This is a genomic window from Bradyrhizobium sp. UFLA05-125, assembly GCF_059803515.1.
Genome location: NZ_JBANBJ010000085.1, coordinates 1 through 17000, shown reverse-complemented (window position 1 = coordinate 17000; position 17000 = coordinate 1). Strand labels below are relative to the sequence as shown.

The window sequence follows — 17000 nt, the reverse complement described above, 5'->3', positions numbered from 1 at the left end:
CAACCGGCAAAATCGCCGCTTGCGCGCGCCTTAGACTTTTGTCGCTGCTGGCTTGGACGGCGTCGTTTTGGCGCCGAACTCCGCGGAGAGCCGGTTGGCCGCGACCTGAACGACCTGTGCGCTCGCGTGCAGCGCCTGGTTCGACAGCCGCCATATCGGTCCGGAAATGCCGAGCGCCCCGATCACCTGTCCGGTGAAATCCAAGACCGGCACGGCGACGCAACGCACTTCCGGATTGAACTCGCCATCGTCGAAGGCAACGCCGGTACGCTGCACCTCGGCGATCTCGCGCATCAGTACGCCTGGATCGGTGATGGATTTCGGCGTCGACGGCTTCAGTTCGGCGCGATCGACGAAGCGCTTGAGCTGCTCGGGTCGCAGCGAAGCGAGAATGATCTTGCCGAGTGCCGTGCAATGCGCAGGCCGTACCACGCCGACCCGATCGGTAAGCTGGAACGCGCCTGGCCCGCTGGTGCGCGCGATGACGATGACGGCATCGCCCATGCGCACGGCAAAATGGCTGCTTTCGCTGGTCTCCCGCGAGAGGTCCTCCAGCACAGGCGTTGCGAGATTGACCATCTCGATCTCGTCGAGCGCGGATGCGGCGAGCGCGAACAGCGGACGGCCGACGCGATAGCGCTTGTTGTCCTTCTCCTGCCGGAGATAGCCGAGCGAGACCAGCGTTTTGGCGAGATGAAAGGTTGTCGAGTTGTGCAGGCCGACGAGCTTGCTCAGTTCGGCAAGGCCGATCCCTTCGCGGTGGCGCGCGACCTGTTCCAGAATCGAGAAGGCACGGCCGAGCGACTGTACGCCGCCGGCGCGCTGCTTGTCGTCGGCGTCGTCGCCATGCGTCTGTGGCGGCGGGACCAGTTTTGCAATGGCCGCCTTGCGCGGGCTTGCGGGCTTTTCGCTGGTGCTTGGCTTGGTACGCGATCTCAAGGAAAAGGCCCCCTTCGATGAATCCATCATGGCTCCAGCCCTGACACTAGCACGCGACAGGCGCGGGGCACCGCGCGTTTCCACGGAAGAAAGACTATCACAATATAAATTGACGTACAGCATTATGAGAAATAGGGTGCCGGCGGCTCAATGATGGCCGCTGCGTCGAAGAAGAAGCCGTCGGGCCGCAGGGAGACGGGTTGAATGTCGCGAAACATGCTCAATGGCGCCCAGGTCATTGTCGACTACCTGATCCAGGAGAAAGTGCCGCAGGTGTTCGGGCTGTGCGGGCACGGCAATATCCAGTTCATCGACGCGCTGTATGAGCGTTCGTCCGAGATCAAGACGATCTCGGTTCATCATGAGAGCGTCGCCGGCTTCATGGCCGACGTTTATTACCGCGTCTCAGGACGGCCGACCGCGACCTTCACCTCCTGCGGGCCGGGCTCGGCCAATTTGCCGATCTCGCTTGCGAATGCCTTTCTCGATTCCGTGCCGTTCATGGCGATCACCGGCAACGTGCCGACCAGCCAGTTCAACCGCGGTGCGTTCCAGGAAATGTACCGGCACTATCAGGCCGACTTTCCCTCCACGGTGCGCTCGATCTGCAAGAAGGTGTTTCAGCCGACGCGCGGCGAGATGGTGCCGCTTGCGGTGCGGCAGGCCTGGAAGACCATGATCACGGGACGGCCGGGGCCGGTGGTGGTCGACGTTCCCTTCGACGTCTTCCTGGAGTCGGCCGCCGAAGAAGCGCCGAGGGCGCTCGAGTGGAACGCAAATATCTCCAGCCGTTGCGGCGCCGATCCCGAAGGCGTGGTCAAGGCCGTCGACATGCTGCTCTCGGCCGAGCGGCCGGTGATGCTGGTCGGGCAGGGCGTGCGTTACGGCGGTGCCGCAGAAGAGTTGCGCAACCTCGCCGAGCGCTTGCAGATTCCGGTCGCGGCGTCGGCTTCAGGCCTTGGCGCGCTCGACGTTAATCATCCGCTCGCACTCGGCCTCGTCGCGCGTGCCGGGCACTATCAGGCCAATCACGCGACACGGCAGGCCGATGTGCTGCTCGCGCTCGGTGTCCGTTTCGACGACCGCACCTCGAGCTCGTGGATTCCCGGTTATTCCTTCACCATCCCGCCGACGAGGCTCATCCACGTCGACATCGATCCCGAGGAGATCGGCCGCAACTATCCGGTGGCGCTGGGGTTGATGGCGGACGTTCGCACCTTCCTGCGGCAGGTGCACGCCGAGCTCGACCGTCGCGACAACCTGTTCAGGAAATCCGACGCGCGCAAGAAGTGGCTGGCGCGGATCGATGACTATCGCAAGGAGTGGGACAAGTTCGTCGCACCGGGCTTTTCCGACGACACCACCCCGGTCAATCCGCAGCGTGCCGCGGTCGAGATCGACAAGGCGCTGCCGGAGGACGCGATACTCGTCAGCGACATCGGCGTGCACCACAACTGGCTCTTGGGCTTCTGCAAGCCGAAGCGGCCGGATTCGCTGATCGGCTCGATGGGCTTTGGCCCGATGGGCTTTGGCGTCGCCGGCGTGATGGGCGCGAAGTTCGCCGCGCCCGATCGGCCCTGTGTGTCGGTGTGCGGCGATGGCGCTTTCTTCATGCACGCCAACGTGCTGGGTACCGCCGTCGAATATAATCTGCCCGTGGTGTGGGTGGTCTGGAACAACTACGCTTATGCCTCGATCCGTGGCTTGCAGCGCGGTTATCTCGGCGGCCGCGAGCTTGCGACCGACTTCAAGCATCCAGTCACGGGCGAGCGCTACAATCCTGATTTCGCGGCGATGGCGCGTTCCTGCGGCGTCGAAGGCGTGCGGGTAGATCGCGCCGCAGATATCGGCGAAGCCATCCGCAAGGGCATCGCCGCCAACAAGCCGTATCTCATCGACGTCGATATCGCTGCCGACGTCAACCCGGTCGGCGCAGGCGTGTGGGAGTTGCCGGGTCTTGGCCAAAGCAAGGCGGGCATCGGCACGCGCTATCAGCCGGACTGATCGCGCGGCTCGGCTTTTCAAGTCAACATCAGGGAACACGGGAATGACGCTCGCAGGCAAGAAGCTCGTAGTGGTCGGCGGCTCCTCCGGCATTGGGCTCGCCACGGCCGAGCTCGCCAAGAAGCAGGGCGCAGACGTCATCATCGCCTCGCGTAACGCTGCAAAGCTCGATGGGGTCGCCGAGCGGCTGAATGTGATCGCGATTCCGGCCGACGTGACCAGCGACGAGAGTGTGGCCGATCTGTTCCGCCGCACCGGCCCGGTCGATCACGTCGTTCTGACCGCGGCACAGCTCAAGACGGGGCCGTTCAAGACGGTCGCCATCGACGACGTGCGCAGCACGATGGAGGGAAAATTCTGGGGCGCCTGGCGCGTGGCGCGCGAGGCTGAGATCCGGCCGGGCGGCTCGCTCACGCTGGTCACCGGCTTTCTCAGCGTGCGGCCGCGTCCGAATTCGGCGATCATCAGCGCAGCGAACGGCGCGCTGGAATCGCTCGCGCGTGCGCTGGCGCTCGAGCTCGCGCCGGTTCGCGTCAATGCGGTGTCGCCCGGTGTGATCGATACGCCGATCCGCGCCGCGATGCCCGAAGCGGCGCGGCGCGAGATGCTGGCGAAGACGGCTGCCGCGCTGCCGGTCGGCCGTGTCGGTGCAGCAGAAGACATCGCGCAGCAGATCCTGAGCTTCATGGCCAATGGTTTTGCTACGGGCTCGATTGTCTATGTCGACGGCGGCGCGCTCGTGAACTGAGCTGAAGGGAGTTCGATCATGGCCGAAGAAACCGGCGGCGCCTTCATTCGTCACATTGCCGAAGTGCCCTGGCGCGAATTCCCCAACCATTTCGGTGGAGCGCTGTCAAAACCGTTGGTGATGCCGGAGAATGCCGGCTCGCGCCACATCGACTACCGCATCTCGATGTACCAGCCGATGGCCTATGTCGCACGCCACCATCACAAGGTGCAGGAGCAGGTCTATCACGTGCTCGAAGGCGAGGGGCTGATGGAAATCGCCGGCAAGAACCATGTCGTGCGCAAGCACGATGTGATTTTTCTGCCGCCGGGCGTCGAGCACGCGATCTCGAACTCGGGCCTGGTCGATCTCGTGTTCCTGGTGGTCACCTCGCCGGTGACGGATGACGAGAAACCTGTCTGAGCGGGCAGTGTCGGAAGGGAATGGGCATCCTGCGGATTGCAAGATCATGGCAGTTTGCCACTGATTTGCCCGACGTGTCAAACGATTTCGTAAAAGACGAAGTCGACCATACTGGTGGCCTCCCCCTACTTTGCATGGGGTTGTTTTCGAGATTTTGCCCTGAGGCTGGGCGCGGCGCGCCAACGCGAGCTATCCCGAGCCGCCGCCGACGCGCTGTGCCAGCTGATCGAGCAACGGGCGCTGCCCCTCGTTGATCTTCTCGCGCGCCTGGTCGAGCGCGAACCATTCGGCGCGGTCGACCTCGGGAAAGCTCTGCCGCTTGCCGCTACGCGGCGGCCATTCGATCTCGAATGTGTTGCTGTGAATGTTGCGCGGATCGACGTCGAACTCGGCGGCGAAGGCAGTGACGATCTTGCCGCCGCGCTGCTTGACCTGACCGAGCTCGATCAGCGGTGCCGCCAGCTCCGTCCCGAGCTCCTCGGCGAACTCTCGTCGTGCGGTTGCATCGGCCTCCTGTCCATCGGCGTATTCGCCCTTTGGAATGGACCAGGCGCCGAGATCCTTGTTGCGCCAGAACGGTCCGCCGGGATGGACGAGGAGAACCTCGATACCCGGCGGCCGCATTCGGTAGGCGATGATCCCGGCACTCTTGGATGGCATCGCAGGTTCCACGTTTGCGCTTTTGAGTTCCGTCCGGAACGGTGAGCGCTACATTCAACGCAGAATCCGCGGTTACATCAACCGGCCGGTTCGCGGGCCTGCGCGGGCTCGACGACCGCTAGCGCGATGCGACGCGAACGCGAGCTTTCGCGCCCCTGGCTGCGCGCGCGGCGATCATGCTGCGTGCCCTGCCGAGCCGGGTCGCCCCCGCCGATGGCTTGCTCTTCTTGACCAGCAGGGCGAGTCGCGTGCGCACGCGGTGAGCCGCAAGCTTCGTGGCAGTCTCCGCAGCCTGCGCCTTCTGCAGCAGCGCAGTGACGCCAGCCGCGGGCAACGCCGAAACGAACGCGACCTCTTTGGTCTTGGATAACCCGCCGACGCCTTCGCACGGCGCTTCGCTCGGCAGATCAATGCGGATCGCGAGCATGTCGGCGTCCTCGATCCAGTCTTCCGCCTGCGTACCGGTGATGATGCGGACGTAGTCGCGTGTCTCACGCGGAAGTGCGCCCTGCTTCGCCAGCCATTTCTGTATGCGGCCGCTGCCGGCATTGTAGGCGGCTGCAGCAAGGCCAAGATTGCCGAAGTCATCCCGCAGCTTGCGCAGCAGCTTTGCGGACGCAGGCAGCGCCTTGAACGGATCGAAGGGATTGTCGAGCCCGACTTCGGCTGCGGTTTCCGGCATGAATTGCGCGACGCCTCGCGCCCCGGCGTGGCTGACCTCGTTCGAGCGGAAGCGGCTCTCCTGCCAGATCAGGCGTGCAAAGAACGCAAGCGGGATTTCGCTGTTCTCGGCGGCCTCGCGCAGCGCGTGGCAGAATGCATCGTGCTGCGACTCCTCCGCCTTGCGTTCGGTGGTCGCATCCGCCGGCGTGTCCGACGGGGGAGAACTCTCTTGTGCGGGCGCCTTGTTCGACTGTTCGTCGGCCTTGGCGCTTTCAAACAGCGCTGCGAACGCGGAGGTGATTTGTTCGGATGGACTGGTTGCGAGGAGGAGTTTGTTGGCGCTCGATGCCGTATTGGCAGGTCCGTCGAGGTCGAGCATCAGGACGAGGAACGCGGCGAGCGCCGCGAAGACAAATCGCATTGCTTGTGTGAGCCTCAATTGTGGGTGAGTTGGCCGCAAATGCGCTGTCGATAGGGACTTTTTGACGAGTCGATTGCGGCGAAGCTGCGATCTTTGCTGTTCCTTATGGGAACACCGTATTTTCCTCACTGAGGAACTTCATCGCGTTCCGCGACTTTACGGAGATCCAGGCTGAGGATGCGGGATGTTGCGAATTCTTGCGGCTGTGGTGTTCTCGTTGCTTGCGGCGACACCTGTCACCGCAGGTGGGCTCGATGCCGCCGCCATCAATGATGCGGCCATGCCCGCGAAGCCGACGGGCTCCGACAAGCCGAGCAGCTCCATCGTCAAGCTTCAGATCCTGCTCGACCGTGCGCACTTCTCGCCCGGCGAGATCGACGGCAAGCCTGGCGAGAACGCGCAGAAGGCCTTGTCCGCGTTTGCCGAAGCAAATGAGCTAAACCTCGACAAGGCGATCACGCCGGATCTCTGGGACAAGCTCACGGCGGCGAGCGACGGCCCGGTCATCGTCGACTACAAGATCACGGAAGCGGACGTGAAAGGACCTTTTCTCAAGAAACTGCCCGCGAAGATGGAGGACATGAAGAGACTCGCGGCGCTGAACTACACGAGTCCGCGCGAGGGGCTCGCCGAGAAATTCCACATGAGCGAGGCGCTGCTCAGCGCGATCAACCCCGGGAAAAGGTTCGACAGGGCGGGCGAGGTGATCGCCGTTGCAAACGTCAGTGGTCAGCAGAATGCGATGCCGGTCGCGCGCGTCGAAATCGACAAGACGCGGCAGACGCTGAAGGCGTTCGACGCAAGCGGAAGGCTGCTCGCGTTCTATCCTGCGACAGTCGGAAGTTCGGAGAAGCCGACGCCGACCGGCACGCTGAAAGTGACGGCCATCAATCAAAATCCGACCTACCGCTACAATCCGGATTACAGGTTCAAGGGCGTGAAATCGAAAAGACCATTCACGATCAAGCCCGGCCCGAACAACCCTGTCGGCTCGACCTGGATCAACCTGTCCGCCGAGGGCTACGGCATTCACGGCACCCCTGATCCCGGCAAAGTGAGCAAGTCGGCTTCGCACGGTTGCGTGCGTCTGACCAATTGGGATGCACTAACGCTCAGCACGAACATCAAGCGCGGAACGCCGGTGGTGTTTCTGGATCGGCCGGGAGAAGCGATAGCGCCCGCGCAGAACCGACCGCTCGCAAAGAGCTCGCAGATGTAGCCTGCTTGCAAGACCATCGTCGTCCTCGAACAGGCGCGTGGCTAGTCCTTGGGAAAGTCCTTGCGCATCGCGATCTCGGCGGCGTCACCCGGCGACAGCACAGTCTGGTCGAAGGCCGGCTGCGGCCTCGTCATGATGTCGTAGAGCGAGATGCCCTTGATGGGCTTTGCCATCAGCTCGCGCACGCATTCGGCGAGCGTGCCGTTGTAGACGAGATAGGGCGGGCCTCGGTCCCTGAGGCGCTGGCCCTTCAGCGACGGCCACTTCTTCAGTTCGGCCGGCGCGTCATAGGCGATCGGCGAGCTTTCTCTAAACATGCGCTTGAGCCCTGGCGGCTTGATCTGCCGCAAACCCTAAGGAGCCGGAGTAAACGCATGTTAAAGAATTACTTCAAATCAGCCGGTAACGAAGGCGAGCAGGGTGCCGTTGGCTGCGGCCGGCGCCACGCAGATCGCAGCGCCGCTGCGCGAGGCGGCCGCACCGAGCGCCTTCTCGGTCGCTGCGAGATCGCCGCTCACAAGCACGAGTGCCGCTCCGCCACGCTCGGTAAGACCTGCGAGCGAGACGCCGGGATAGCGCTTGCCGAGCTGGTCGAGTGTCAGGAACACGAAGTCGGCACGGTCGCCGCCGGAGGGCACGGTCACGGCGCCGTCGGCCTCCGCTCTTGCCTCGCGGTCGATCAGGCGCGACAGATGTGCGGCGTCCTTCGCCGGCTCCGGGCTTGCGATCAGAACCTGCTTCAGCCGCTTCGCTCCGTTAGCATGCGTCATCAGCTCGGGAATCCACACCGTCTCGCGCGTCTTGTGCTGGCAGGCGAAGATGCGCACGCCGCCGGGCGCTTCCGCGACCGGCCACTGGAAGACGCGGAACTTCGCCGCTGACACCGTGCCATTTGGCAGCGTCACTGGCCGCTCGAAATCAACCGGCCCGACCGGTGGAAATCCGTGCGCGCGGATCTCCTCCGCGCCCGCCGTGGAATCGACAGCGGTGAAGGCGATTCGCTCGATTCCCTCGCCGCGCTTCTCGAGAAAAGCGCGTGCCGGAGCATTATGTTCTGTCGGCGCGAGCACTCCGAGCAATTCCATGTAGTCGGGGTCGAACATGATGGTGTAATTACCCGATCCCATATGCGCGCTATGGGTGCCGCGCGGCGAGACCGTGAAGCCGAGCCGCTTGTAGTTTTCCGCGGCCTTGTCGAGATCTTTCACCATGACCACGGCGTGGTCGATTCCGATGACGTTTTTGAGGGCCACTTGATTTCCCCGGCATGAATGGTGGATTAGGCTGGCGGGCACGACAACGCACCTGCAAGCGGCTGTCAACTGCGACAGTCGCAGATGCGGTATCTCGTGACGCTTGGGACAATTTGGAAAGATTGATGATGAGTGGTTCATCCGTCACCTGGCCGCATTCGCTGTGGGCCGCGGTCACGCCGCAGGGGCCCGAATTGCCGGAGCTGATTGGAGCTGAGAAGGCGGATGTGATCGTGGTCGGCGGCGGCTTCACGGGCCTGTCGACGGCGCTGCACTTGCGCGAAGCCGGTGTCGATGTCGCGATCGTCGAGGCGGCCGAGCCAGGCTGGGGCGCCTCCGGCCGCAACAACGGCCAGGTGATCCCGACTTTGTCGCGCCCCGATCCCGAGGACATCATCGCGCGACACGGCGCGGTGGGCGAGCGCTTCGTCCACCTGCTGCGTGACAGTGCATCGACGTTGTTCGACGTGACGCGGCGTTACGGCATCGAGGCCGAACAGGAGCAGGCGGGCTGGGTGCAGCCGGTGCATTCGCCGGGCCGCATCAAGATCGCAGAGCGGCGGGTGCGGCAATGGTCGAAATTCGGTGCGCCCGTCGAACTGCTGTCGCGCAAGCAGGTGAGGGACATGCTGGGCTCGGATGCCTGGTATGGCGGCTTCTGGAACAGCACCGGCGGCCACATCAATCCGCTCGCGCTGGCGCGCGGACTGGCGCGCAGCGTGCTCGGCCTCGGCGCGCGCATCTATGCGCGCTCTCCGGCCGTGAGCTTTGAGCGGCGCAACGACAGATGGATGGTGAAGACGGAGAAGGCCCAGATCTCCGGCCGCGCGCTGGTGATGGCGACCAATGCCTATAGCGGCGAGTTCTCCAAGCAGCTCGTACCCGACATCTCGCACGAGGTGATGCCAGTGCTGTCCTGGCAGATGGCGACCCAGCCGATGTCGGACAATGTCAGGAAGACCATCATCCCCGCACGTCAGGCGATGTCGGATACCCATGGCGAGCTCTATTTCGCCCGCTACGACGCGCGCAACCGGCTCGTTACCGGCGGTGCCGTGATCGGGCCCGGCAACAAGGCGGAGCGGCTGAAGGCGCGCGTCACCGAGCGGTTGCAACGGCTCTGGCCGCAGATCGGCGAGGTCAGCTTCGACTATGTCTGGAACGGCTATGTCGGCATGACCTCGGATTTTCTGCCGCGGATCCACAAGCTCGGGCCGGATGCATATGGCTGGACCGGCTGCAACGGCCGCGCGGTGGCTCTGACGATTCCGCTCGGCGATCAGCTCGCCAGGGCCGTGCGCGGCGCGCCGGACAGCGAGCTCGCTCTGCCGTTCACCAATCCAGTGCCGATCCCGGCGCACGGCCTGATGCGCAAGCTCGCGCCGCTGATGCTCCTGGTCTACCGACGCCGCGACGCGCGCGAGATCTAGCGCGCGCCGCGATCGTTACTATCCGCGGATCGCCGCATTCGCGCGTTCGGCGGCAGCGGGCATCACCGCCTTCGCTGTCTTGTTGCCTGAGACCACTTCATTGACGCCGATCATGAAGGCGTCGAGGAGGCGCCGCTGTTGCGGATGAAACAGGATCGCCTTGGCGCGTTCGACATCGGCGTTCTGCAGGTTCGCCAGCGCCGCCTCGGCGGCCTGCGCGCCGAACGCATCCTTGAAGGCCTTGCTCGACCATGCGGAGACGCGTGTAGTCGCAAGGCCAGCAGCCGCAGTTTGCAGCGAGGTCGGTCTGCTCGTCGCCCAGAGCAGGAACAGGAACGCCGCCCGCTTGTTCTGCGACTTTGAATTCACGCAGGCCTGCCAGTGCGACATGAAGGGGACGGGTGTCTTGCCGGGAAGGTGCGGGAAGGGTGCAAACCCCGCCTGCTTGGCGACGCGGCTCTTCCCCGGATTGGAGATGTCGGTGGCGAAGTTGCTGCTGTCGATCGCCATTGCAGCTCTCGCTTGCAGAAAGTCGTCAAGCACCTGATACCATTCATAAGTGCCGACATTGGCAGGTCCTGCCTGGCTGAGCAGCCGCGCATACATGTCGATGGCCTCGATCGCCTCGGGACTACCGAAGGCGGCCGTGCCGTCCTTGTTGACCATGGAACCGCCGTAGGAGAACACGAAGCCCATCGCCGGTGGGGTCGAATTGCCGCCAGCCTGCGCCCGCATTGCGATTCCCGCCATGTCGCTGCTCTTGACCGCCTTGGCCGTCGCGAGCAGCTCGTCGAAGGTCTGCGGCACCGGCAGGTTCTTGGCCGCCAATGCATCGGTGTTGATGAACAGGGTCATCGCTTCGGAAGTGATGGGGACGGCGTAGCGCTCGCCGTCGGACCACACCGGAAAGGCGCGCGCGGTCTTCAGGAGATCGCTCTCGTCGTACCAGGCGGGATCCGTCAGAGACTTGTTGGCGTAGTGGGCGTTGAGCGGCTCGAGCCATCCGCCAGAGATGCCTTGGCCATAGACCGTGAACATGAAAACGTCAGGCGTGTTGCCGCCGCGCGCGAGCAGAACCGGGATCGCACTCAGATAGGTGGTTTCGAGCTGGAAGTCGCTGACGACCTTGATGCCGGTGAGCTTGGTGAACTCCGGCAGCAGTGGCGTGATCGCGCTCGACCACGGATGGATCGCGCCCACCAGCGTGATCGTCTGCCCCTCAAACTGTTTCCAGTCGATCTTGGCCTTGGCAAAGTCCGCGGCGGCCTCCTCGGCGAGGCTGCTCCGCGGCCACGTCGTGAGGGTCGGCACGATGACCCCTGCCATGCCCAATGTCTTGATGAAGCTGCGCCGGCTGGTCGGCGCTCGCCCGCTACGTGAATCTTCTCGTGGCGCCATGTTGATGCTCCTCGTTGTGGTTGGTCGTTCACAACATGCAACCTGTGACGCAAGTCGGCTTCGCCAAAGCCGAAGGATCAGGTTCGAAGCCGGAGTAACATGCGGAGGATATTGAGTTTCCGGCTCCCCAATGGGGGCCGGTTCATGTTATTGTTCTAGCCATGCTCTGGCGTTGGCACCAGTAGATGCGCCCGCGAGCATGGAAGACTTAACGCCAATGTCAATCCTTGCTTCGGGCCATGGCTTGCGATGGTTTGCACGGCCGCTGATCCCAGTGGTTGCGGGGCTCGTCGTTCTGCTCGCCGTGACCGGGGTTCTCGGCCTGCGCTACTGGCGCGATCGGCAGGCGCTCAATGTTTCGCTCGCGCACAGCCGCGACGTGTTCGAAACATTCGATCGACTCAAAGCGATCATCGCCGACCTGGAAGCGGAAAGGCACGGGTATCTGCTCACCCTCGATCCCGCCTATCTGAAGGCTTACGGCGTATCCGACGAAAGCGTGCGACGGCAGGCCGAGGCGCTCCAGGCGCTCGTCGCGAGGGACCCGTTGCAGAGCCTGCGCGCCGAACATCTTGCCTTGACCCTTTCGGCGAAGCTCAAGGAGATCGACGACATCGTCAAGACGGCGGCGCGCGAATCCGGGCTGGCAGCGCTGGCGATGATCCGCGGCATGGAGGACATCCGATCGCAAATCGACCTGATGGTCGATCAGGAACGGCTCCGCCAGGTGGATCTCGACAAAGCGGCCGACGAGCTCGAGCAGCGCAGAACGCGGCTCACCATCGCGACTGTCGTCTTCGTCGTCGCTCTGGCCGGTGCGGCACTGGCGCTGGCGCGCGTCGAGGCGAGACGGCGGCGGATGACGACCGAGGAGAACGTCCAGCTCCAGAGCGACCTCCTGGCGCGCGACAGGAAGATCCGGCGGCTGTTCGAGTCCAACATCATCGGGATCATGATCTGGGATCTGGAAGGCCGTATTTTCGAGGCCAATGACGCCTTTCTCCGCATCGTCGGGTACGATCGGGAGGACCTCGCTGCGGGTCGCCTGCATCGCAGGACCCTGACGCCATCCGAATGGCACGAAGACGATGCGCAGCATGTTGCGCAGCTTGAGCGGATCGGGACCGTCCAGCCGTTCGAGAAGGAGTATTTTCGCAAGGATGGCAGTCGCGTGCCTGTCCTGATCGGCGGCGCCATGTTCGAGGAAAACAGAAGTCAGGGCGTGGGCTTCGTTCTCGACCTCAGCGAGCTCAAGCGAGTGGAGGCCGAGGCGCGGGAGAATGAGCGGCGCTATCGCGAGGCCCTGATGGAGCTCGCGCACACCAACCGCGTCACGACCATGGGCGAGCTGACGGCCTCGATCGCTCACGAAATCAGCCAGCCGATCGCCGCCACCGTGGCGAACGCGCGAGCTGGATTGAACTGGCTCGGCGCCCGGCCGCCAAATCTGGATGAAGTCGGGCAGACGTTGGGCTGGATCATCAGCGACGGCATGCGAGCCAGCGAGATCATCAGCCGGATCCGTGCCCTCATCAAGAACGCCCCACCGCAAATGGAGGACCTCGAGATCAATCAGCTGGTGCGCGAGGTCATGACCTTGACGCACAGCGAAGTGCTGAAGCACGACGTAACGGTGCGGATGCAGTTCGCCGAAGGCTTGCCACCCGTTCAGGCAGACCGGGTCCAGCTCCAGCAGGTGGTTCTCAACCTGATCATCAATGCCGTCGAGGCGATGAGCCATGTCCGCGAAGACCCGCGCGAGCTGGTCATCTCCACCGTTAGAAACGATACGAACGGCGTCGTCATTAGCGTGCGGGATTCAGGCCCGGGGCTCGATCCGAAGAGCATGGGCCGCGTTTTCGAACCGTTCTACACCACCAAGTCTGAAGGCATGGGGATGGGGCTCGCCATCTGCCATTCGATCATCGAGGCACATGGCGGGAAGATGTGGGCTGGCGCGAACGAACCGCGAGGGGCGGCGTTCCAGTTCACCCTACCTTTGGCCGAGGAGACCGCGCGCATCGGAAAGGCTGCTCCGGCGCCGGCATTGGGTTGAAGCGCCGCGGCCAACTCCGCTACACGGCCGTTTGATGCTCCCGTGCGAACGTGCCGCCGGGGACCGAGGCGAGCAGCGCCTGGGTGTAGGGATGTTGGGGCCGGCCGAACACGTCCGCCACCAGCCCATGCTCGACGATCTCGCCGTCCTTCATGACTGCGACCAGGTCGCAGACCTGCGCCGCGACGCGCAGATCGTGAGTGATGAAGACGATCGAGAGCCCGAGCCGCTCGCGCAACTCGCCGAGCAGTTTCAACACCTGCGCCTGTACCGACACGTCGAGCGCGGACACCGGCTCGTCCGCGATCAGCACATCCGGCTTCAGCGCGAGCGCGCGCGCGAGCCCGATGCGCTGGCGCTGGCCGCCGGAGAATTCGTGCGGGAAACGGTCGCCGGCGGATGGATCGAGCCCGACCAGCGCGAACAGCTCCCTGGCTTCAGTCATCGCGGTCGCGCGCGGCGTGCCGTGGACGATCGGGCCCTGCGCGACCAGCTCGGCGGCCTTGCGGCGAGGGTTGAGCGAGGCAAAGGGGTCCTGGAACACCATCTGGATGTGACGGGTCTCTCCGCGGATCTCGTCGCGCGGCAGCTTCGCCCAATCCTTGCCATCGACCAGGATCGCGCCATGGTCGGGATCGATCAGCCGCACGATGCAGCGCGCAAGCGTCGACTTGCCCGATCCGGACTCGCCGACGATACCGAGCGTCGCGCCCCTGGGCAGCGTCAACGACGCGTCCTTCACCGCCGCGGTGACGCGCGCACCACGGCCGAGAAAGCCGCCGGTACGATAGGTCTTGGCAACGTTGGTGATGGTGAGGATGTCGTCTGATGACAGCGGCCGCGGCGGCGGCGCCGTCAGCGGCGGTACCGCGGCGATGAGCTGCTTCGTATAGGCGTGGGTCGGGCGGCTTAGTACGTCATCGGCCGTGCCTTGCTCCACGATCTTCCCGTGCTGCATCACCACGACGCGGTCGGCGATCTCGGCGACGACACCGAAATCGTGGGTGATGAACAGCACCGCCGTCTTCTTGCGCTGCTGGAGATCGCGGACCAGCTTCAGGATCTGCGCCTGCGTGGTGACGTCGAGCGCGGTGGTCGGCTCGTCCGCAATCAGCAGCTTTGGGTCGAGCGCCAGCGCCATCGCGATCATCGCGCGCTGGCGCTGGCCGCCAGAGAGTTCGTGCGGATAGGCCTTGGCCGCGGATTTCGGATTGGGGATGCGGACGTCTTCGAGCAGCGACAGCACCCGCGCGCCGATCTCTGCCCTGGAGAGATTGGTGTGGATCCGGAACATCTCCGCGATCTGGTCGCCTACGGTCCGCAAGGGATTGAGCGCGGTCATCGGCTCCTGGAAGATCATGGCGATGCCGGCGCCGCGCACCTCGCGCATCGCGGCCGGGTCGGTCGTGCAGAGATCGCGGCCGTCGAACATCATCCGGCCGTTCTCGATTCCGACCTCGGCCGGTAACAGCCGCATGATGGCATTGGCCATCATCGACTTGCCGGAACCGGATTCGCCGACGAGGCAGAGAATCTCGTTCGAGGCGATCGACAGCGATACGTCGTTCAGCGCATGCGTGCGATCGGCGCCCTTGGGCAGGCGAACGCTGAGGCCATTCAGGCTGAGGACCGGTTGCTCGCTCATCGGCTCTTCAGCCTCGGATTCAGTGCATCGTTCAGGCCCTGGCCGACGAGGGAGACCGCAAGCACGGTGACGAGGATGGCGATGCCGGGAATCGCCGAGACGTACCATTGCACGCGCAGCACGTCGCGCCCGAGGCCGATGAGGTTGCCCCAGGATGCCACGTTGGGATCGGAGAGCCGCAGGAAGGCGAGCGCGCTCTCGAGCAGGATCGAGAGCGCCATCACCACGCTGGCATAGACGATCACCGGCGGCAGCGCGTTGGGCAGGATCTCGCCGAGGATGAGCTGAAGGTCTCTCATGCCGAGCGTGCGCCCGGCCTGAACGAACTCGCGGTTGCGCAGCGACAGGAACTCGGCGCGGGTCAGCCGCGCTGATGCAGGCCAGGACACGATGCCGATCGCGATCGTAACCGTCGTCAGCGTCGAGCCGAACACGGCGACGAGCACCAGCAGCAGCACGAAATTCGGCAGCGTCTGGAAGGCTTCCGTGATCCGCATCAGGATGTTGTCGACCCAGCCGCCGTAATAGCCGGCAAACGCCCCGATCAGCGTGCCGATCGCCACGGCGATCGCGGTGGCGACGCCGCCGATCAGGAGCGAGATCCGCGCGCCGTAGAAGATCTGCGCCGCGATATCGCGACCCGAATTGTCGGTGCCGAGCGGAAAGCGCGAATTGGTGAACGGCCACACCAGCGGCCGGCCAGCGAGCGCAAGTGGATCGCGCGGATAGAGCACGCCGGCCGAGATCGCCATCGCGATCACGGCGAGCAGGAGCACGAGGCCGATCACGGCCGCGGGGCTGCGGAAATAGCGTTTCACCGCGTCCATCTCAGCGCTCCGCCGAAATGCGCGGGTCGAGGCGCGCGTAGAGGAGGTCGACGACGAAATTGACGACGATGACCAAGAGCGCCGAGACGAAGACGATGCCGAGCAGGGTGTTGAGGTCGCGCTGGATCACGGACTCGTAAGCCAGCCGCCCAAGTCCCGGCAGCGAGAACACGCTCTCGACGACCACCGAGCCGCCGAGCATGGTGCCGGCCTGCAGGCCAATCAGCGTCACCATCGGCAGCAGCGCGTTGCGCAGCACGTGCCCCATGACGACGCGGGTCTCGTCGAGGCCTTTGGCCCGCGCGGTGCGGACATAGTCGAGGTTCAAGACCTCGAGCATCGAGGCGCGCATGATGCGCAGGTAGATCGCAAGGAAAATCAGGCCGAGCGTCAGCGTCGGCAGAATGAGATGACGCGCGATGTCGATGATGCGGAAGATGCCGGTCCGCACCTCCCCGATATCCTCGAAACCACCGGCCGGCAGCCATTGCAGATAGATCGAGAACACGACGATGGCCATCAGGCCGAACCAGAATGACGGCGTGGCATAGAAGATCAGGCCCAGCGTCGAGATCAGCGTATCCGGCCATTTGTTGACGGCGCGCGAGGCGATCACGCCGAACACGAGGCCAAAGAAGAACGCGAAGGACAGCGAGGCCGTCATCAACAGGAGGGTCGGCGGCAGCCGTTCCACGATCACGGTCGCGACCGGCTTGCCGTAGATCGAGGAGAAGCCGAGATCGAGCCGCACCAGATGCCAGAGATAGTTGGCGAGCTGCGCCGGGACCGAGAGGTCGAGGCCGTAGAACTTGCGCAGCTCGCGCGCGGTCGCGGCGTCGCCGCCGCCCATCTGCGCCATCAGCGCGTCGACGGTGTCTCCCGGCGCGAGTTGCAGCAGCAGGAAGACGCCGATCAGGATCAGGAACAGGGTCGGGATCGAGGCGGCGAGCCGCCGCCCCGCGAGGCCTATGATGCGCATGGCATCATCTTGACGAAAAACGGATCACGCGGAAAGCCAAAGATCGTGCCAGCTCGATGAGCCCCAGCGCGGGGTGTTGGAATGGTTGCGGGCCTTGGCCGTGATCACGGTGACGAAGATCTGCTCGATCGGCATCCAGACGGGCAGCTCCGTGTTCACCTCCTTGACGAACTCGGCATAGAGCGCCTTGCGCTTGGCAGCGTCGAGCTCGGTGAGGGCATCGTCGATGGTTTTGTCGACCTGCTTGTCTTCCCAGTCCCACTGGTTGGTCCAGGGTGCGCCCTTGGGCTGGCCCGAGCGGTACCACACCGTGGTCGAGACGGCGGGGTCGTTGCGGTACTGGTGCCAGCCGGTGG

Annotated in this window: 15 protein-coding genes and 1 pseudogene; 6 read left to right on the top strand and 10 right to left on the bottom strand. The window is 64.3% G+C overall.

Annotated features, from left to right (window positions below; all coding sequences use genetic code 11):
* Positions 1–30 precede the first annotated feature (30 nt).
* Entirely contained in the window at positions 31–939 is a 909-nt protein-coding gene (locus SO156_RS39740; RefSeq protein WP_498538579.1) for an IclR family transcriptional regulator, read from the bottom strand.
* Positions 940–1143: 204 nt separating this feature from the next.
* On the opposite strand from SO156_RS39740, the gene SO156_RS39735 reads away from it, so the two are divergent.
* The 3 genes from SO156_RS39735 to SO156_RS39725 are packed head-to-tail and all read left to right on the top strand — an operon-like array spanning position 1144 to position 4093.
* Entirely contained in the window at positions 1144–2943 is a 1800-nt protein-coding gene (locus SO156_RS39735) for a thiamine pyrophosphate-binding protein (protein ID WP_498538578.1), read from the top strand.
* A gap of 43 nt (positions 2944–2986) precedes the next feature.
* Positions 2987–3691, top strand: a complete 705-nt coding sequence (locus SO156_RS39730; protein ID WP_498538577.1) for an SDR family oxidoreductase — start codon at positions 2987–2989, stop codon at positions 3689–3691.
* An 18-nt stretch (positions 3692–3709) separates the two neighbouring features.
* Complete coding sequence (locus tag SO156_RS39725; protein ID WP_498538576.1) at positions 3710–4093, top strand: cupin domain-containing protein; 384 nt, start codon at positions 3710–3712, stop codon at positions 4091–4093.
* Positions 4094–4282: 189 nt separating this feature from the next.
* Here SO156_RS39725 and SO156_RS39720 read toward each other — a convergent pair whose 3' ends face one another.
* Positions 4283–4753 carry an NUDIX hydrolase gene (locus tag SO156_RS39720; protein WP_498538575.1) on the bottom strand — a complete coding sequence of 157 codons (471 nt, stop codon included), beginning with the start codon at positions 4751–4753 and terminating at the stop codon, positions 4283–4285.
* A 118-nt stretch (positions 4754–4871) separates the two neighbouring features.
* Positions 4872–5837: a lytic transglycosylase domain-containing protein gene (locus SO156_RS39715; RefSeq protein WP_498538574.1), complete on the bottom strand. Its 966-nt coding sequence runs from the start codon at positions 5835–5837 to the stop codon at positions 4872–4874.
* 184 nt (positions 5838–6021) lie between these two features.
* Here SO156_RS39715 and SO156_RS39710 point away from each other — a divergent pair, with 184 nt between their 5' ends.
* Complete coding sequence (locus tag SO156_RS39710) at positions 6022–7056, top strand: L,D-transpeptidase (RefSeq protein ID WP_498538573.1); 1035 nt, start codon at positions 6022–6024, stop codon at positions 7054–7056.
* Positions 7057–7097: 41 nt separating this feature from the next.
* On the opposite strand, the gene SO156_RS39705 is transcribed toward SO156_RS39710, so the two are convergent.
* Both SO156_RS39705 and SO156_RS39700 read right to left on the bottom strand, forming a co-directional pair.
* Entirely contained in the window at positions 7098–7373 is a 276-nt protein-coding gene (locus SO156_RS39705; RefSeq protein WP_458143618.1) for a hypothetical protein, read from the bottom strand.
* Positions 7374–7451: 78 nt separating this feature from the next.
* The gene (locus SO156_RS39700) at positions 7452–8309 is read right to left on the bottom strand and encodes a VOC family protein (protein ID WP_498538572.1); all 858 of its coding nucleotides are present in this window, start codon (positions 8307–8309) and stop codon (positions 7452–7454) included.
* Between the two features lie 128 nt (positions 8310–8437).
* On the opposite strand from SO156_RS39700, the gene SO156_RS39695 reads away from it, so the two are divergent.
* On the top strand, positions 8438–9739 hold the full coding sequence (locus SO156_RS39695; RefSeq protein ID WP_498538592.1) for an NAD(P)/FAD-dependent oxidoreductase: 1302 nt from the start codon (positions 8438–8440) through the stop codon (positions 9737–9739).
* Between the two features lie 18 nt (positions 9740–9757).
* Here SO156_RS39695 and SO156_RS39690 read toward each other — a convergent pair whose 3' ends face one another.
* Positions 9758–11137 carry an ABC transporter substrate-binding protein gene (locus SO156_RS39690; protein ID WP_498538571.1) on the bottom strand — a complete coding sequence of 460 codons (1380 nt, stop codon included), beginning with the start codon at positions 11135–11137 and terminating at the stop codon, positions 9758–9760.
* A 217-nt stretch (positions 11138–11354) separates the two neighbouring features.
* Between SO156_RS39690 and SO156_RS39685 the strand changes: the two genes are divergently transcribed.
* Positions 11355–13193, top strand: a complete 1839-nt coding sequence (locus tag SO156_RS39685) for an ATP-binding protein (protein WP_498538570.1) — start codon at positions 11355–11357, stop codon at positions 13191–13193.
* A gap of 19 nt (positions 13194–13212) precedes the next feature.
* Here the strand turns inward: SO156_RS39685 and SO156_RS39680 are convergent, their stop codons facing one another.
* The 4 genes and pseudogenes from SO156_RS39680 to SO156_RS39665 form a co-directional block, all read right to left on the bottom strand.
* The gene (locus tag SO156_RS39680) at positions 13213–14838 is read right to left on the bottom strand and encodes an ABC transporter ATP-binding protein (protein WP_498538569.1); all 1626 of its coding nucleotides are present in this window, start codon (positions 14836–14838) and stop codon (positions 13213–13215) included.
* Positions 14835–15665: an ABC transporter permease gene (locus SO156_RS39675; RefSeq protein WP_498538568.1), complete on the bottom strand. Its 831-nt coding sequence runs from the start codon at positions 15663–15665 to the stop codon at positions 14835–14837. Before SO156_RS39675 ends, SO156_RS39680 begins: the two co-directional genes overlap by 4 nt.
* A 1-nt stretch (position 15666) precedes the next feature.
* Entirely contained in the window at positions 15667–16644 is a 978-nt protein-coding gene (locus SO156_RS39670) for an ABC transporter permease (protein ID WP_498538567.1), read from the bottom strand.
* 24 nt (positions 16645–16668) lie between these two features.
* Positions 16669–17000, bottom strand: a pseudogene (locus tag SO156_RS39665) (ABC transporter substrate-binding protein); the annotation flags it as partial.

What these genes read in the sequence shown, in the direction of transcription:
- SO156_RS39685 (WP_498538570.1), top strand. Translation starts at nt 11,355, where the DNA reads ATGTCAATCCTTGCTTCGGGCCATGGCTTGCGATGGTTTGCACGGCCG.
- SO156_RS39730 (WP_498538577.1), top strand. Translation starts at nt 2,987, where the DNA reads ATGACGCTCGCAGGCAAGAAGCTCGTAGTGGTCGGCGGCTCCTCCGGC.
- SO156_RS39725 (WP_498538576.1), top strand. Translation starts at nt 3,710, where the DNA reads ATGGCCGAAGAAACCGGCGGCGCCTTCATTCGTCACATTGCCGAAGTG.
- SO156_RS39675 (WP_498538568.1), bottom strand. Translation starts at nt 15,665, where the DNA reads ATGGACGCGGTGAAACGCTATTTCCGCAGCCCCGCGGCCGTGATCGGC.
- SO156_RS39715 (WP_498538574.1), bottom strand. Translation starts at nt 5,837, where the DNA reads ATGCGATTTGTCTTCGCGGCGCTCGCCGCGTTCCTCGTCCTGATGCTC.
- SO156_RS39720 (WP_498538575.1), bottom strand. Translation starts at nt 4,753, where the DNA reads ATGCCATCCAAGAGTGCCGGGATCATCGCCTACCGAATGCGGCCGCCG.
- SO156_RS39670 (WP_498538567.1), bottom strand. Translation starts at nt 16,644, where the DNA reads ATGCGCATCATAGGCCTCGCGGGGCGGCGGCTCGCCGCCTCGATCCCG.
- SO156_RS39735 (WP_498538578.1), top strand. Translation starts at nt 1,144, where the DNA reads ATGTCGCGAAACATGCTCAATGGCGCCCAGGTCATTGTCGACTACCTG.
- SO156_RS39680 (WP_498538569.1), bottom strand. Translation starts at nt 14,838, where the DNA reads ATGAGCGAGCAACCGGTCCTCAGCCTGAATGGCCTCAGCGTTCGCCTG.
- SO156_RS39690 (WP_498538571.1), bottom strand. Translation starts at nt 11,137, where the DNA reads ATGGCGCCACGAGAAGATTCACGTAGCGGGCGAGCGCCGACCAGCCGG.
- SO156_RS39705 (WP_458143618.1), bottom strand. Translation starts at nt 7,373, where the DNA reads ATGTTTAGAGAAAGCTCGCCGATCGCCTATGACGCGCCGGCCGAACTG.
- SO156_RS39710 (WP_498538573.1), top strand. Translation starts at nt 6,022, where the DNA reads ATGTTGCGAATTCTTGCGGCTGTGGTGTTCTCGTTGCTTGCGGCGACA.
- SO156_RS39695 (WP_498538592.1), top strand. Translation starts at nt 8,438, where the DNA reads ATGAGTGGTTCATCCGTCACCTGGCCGCATTCGCTGTGGGCCGCGGTC.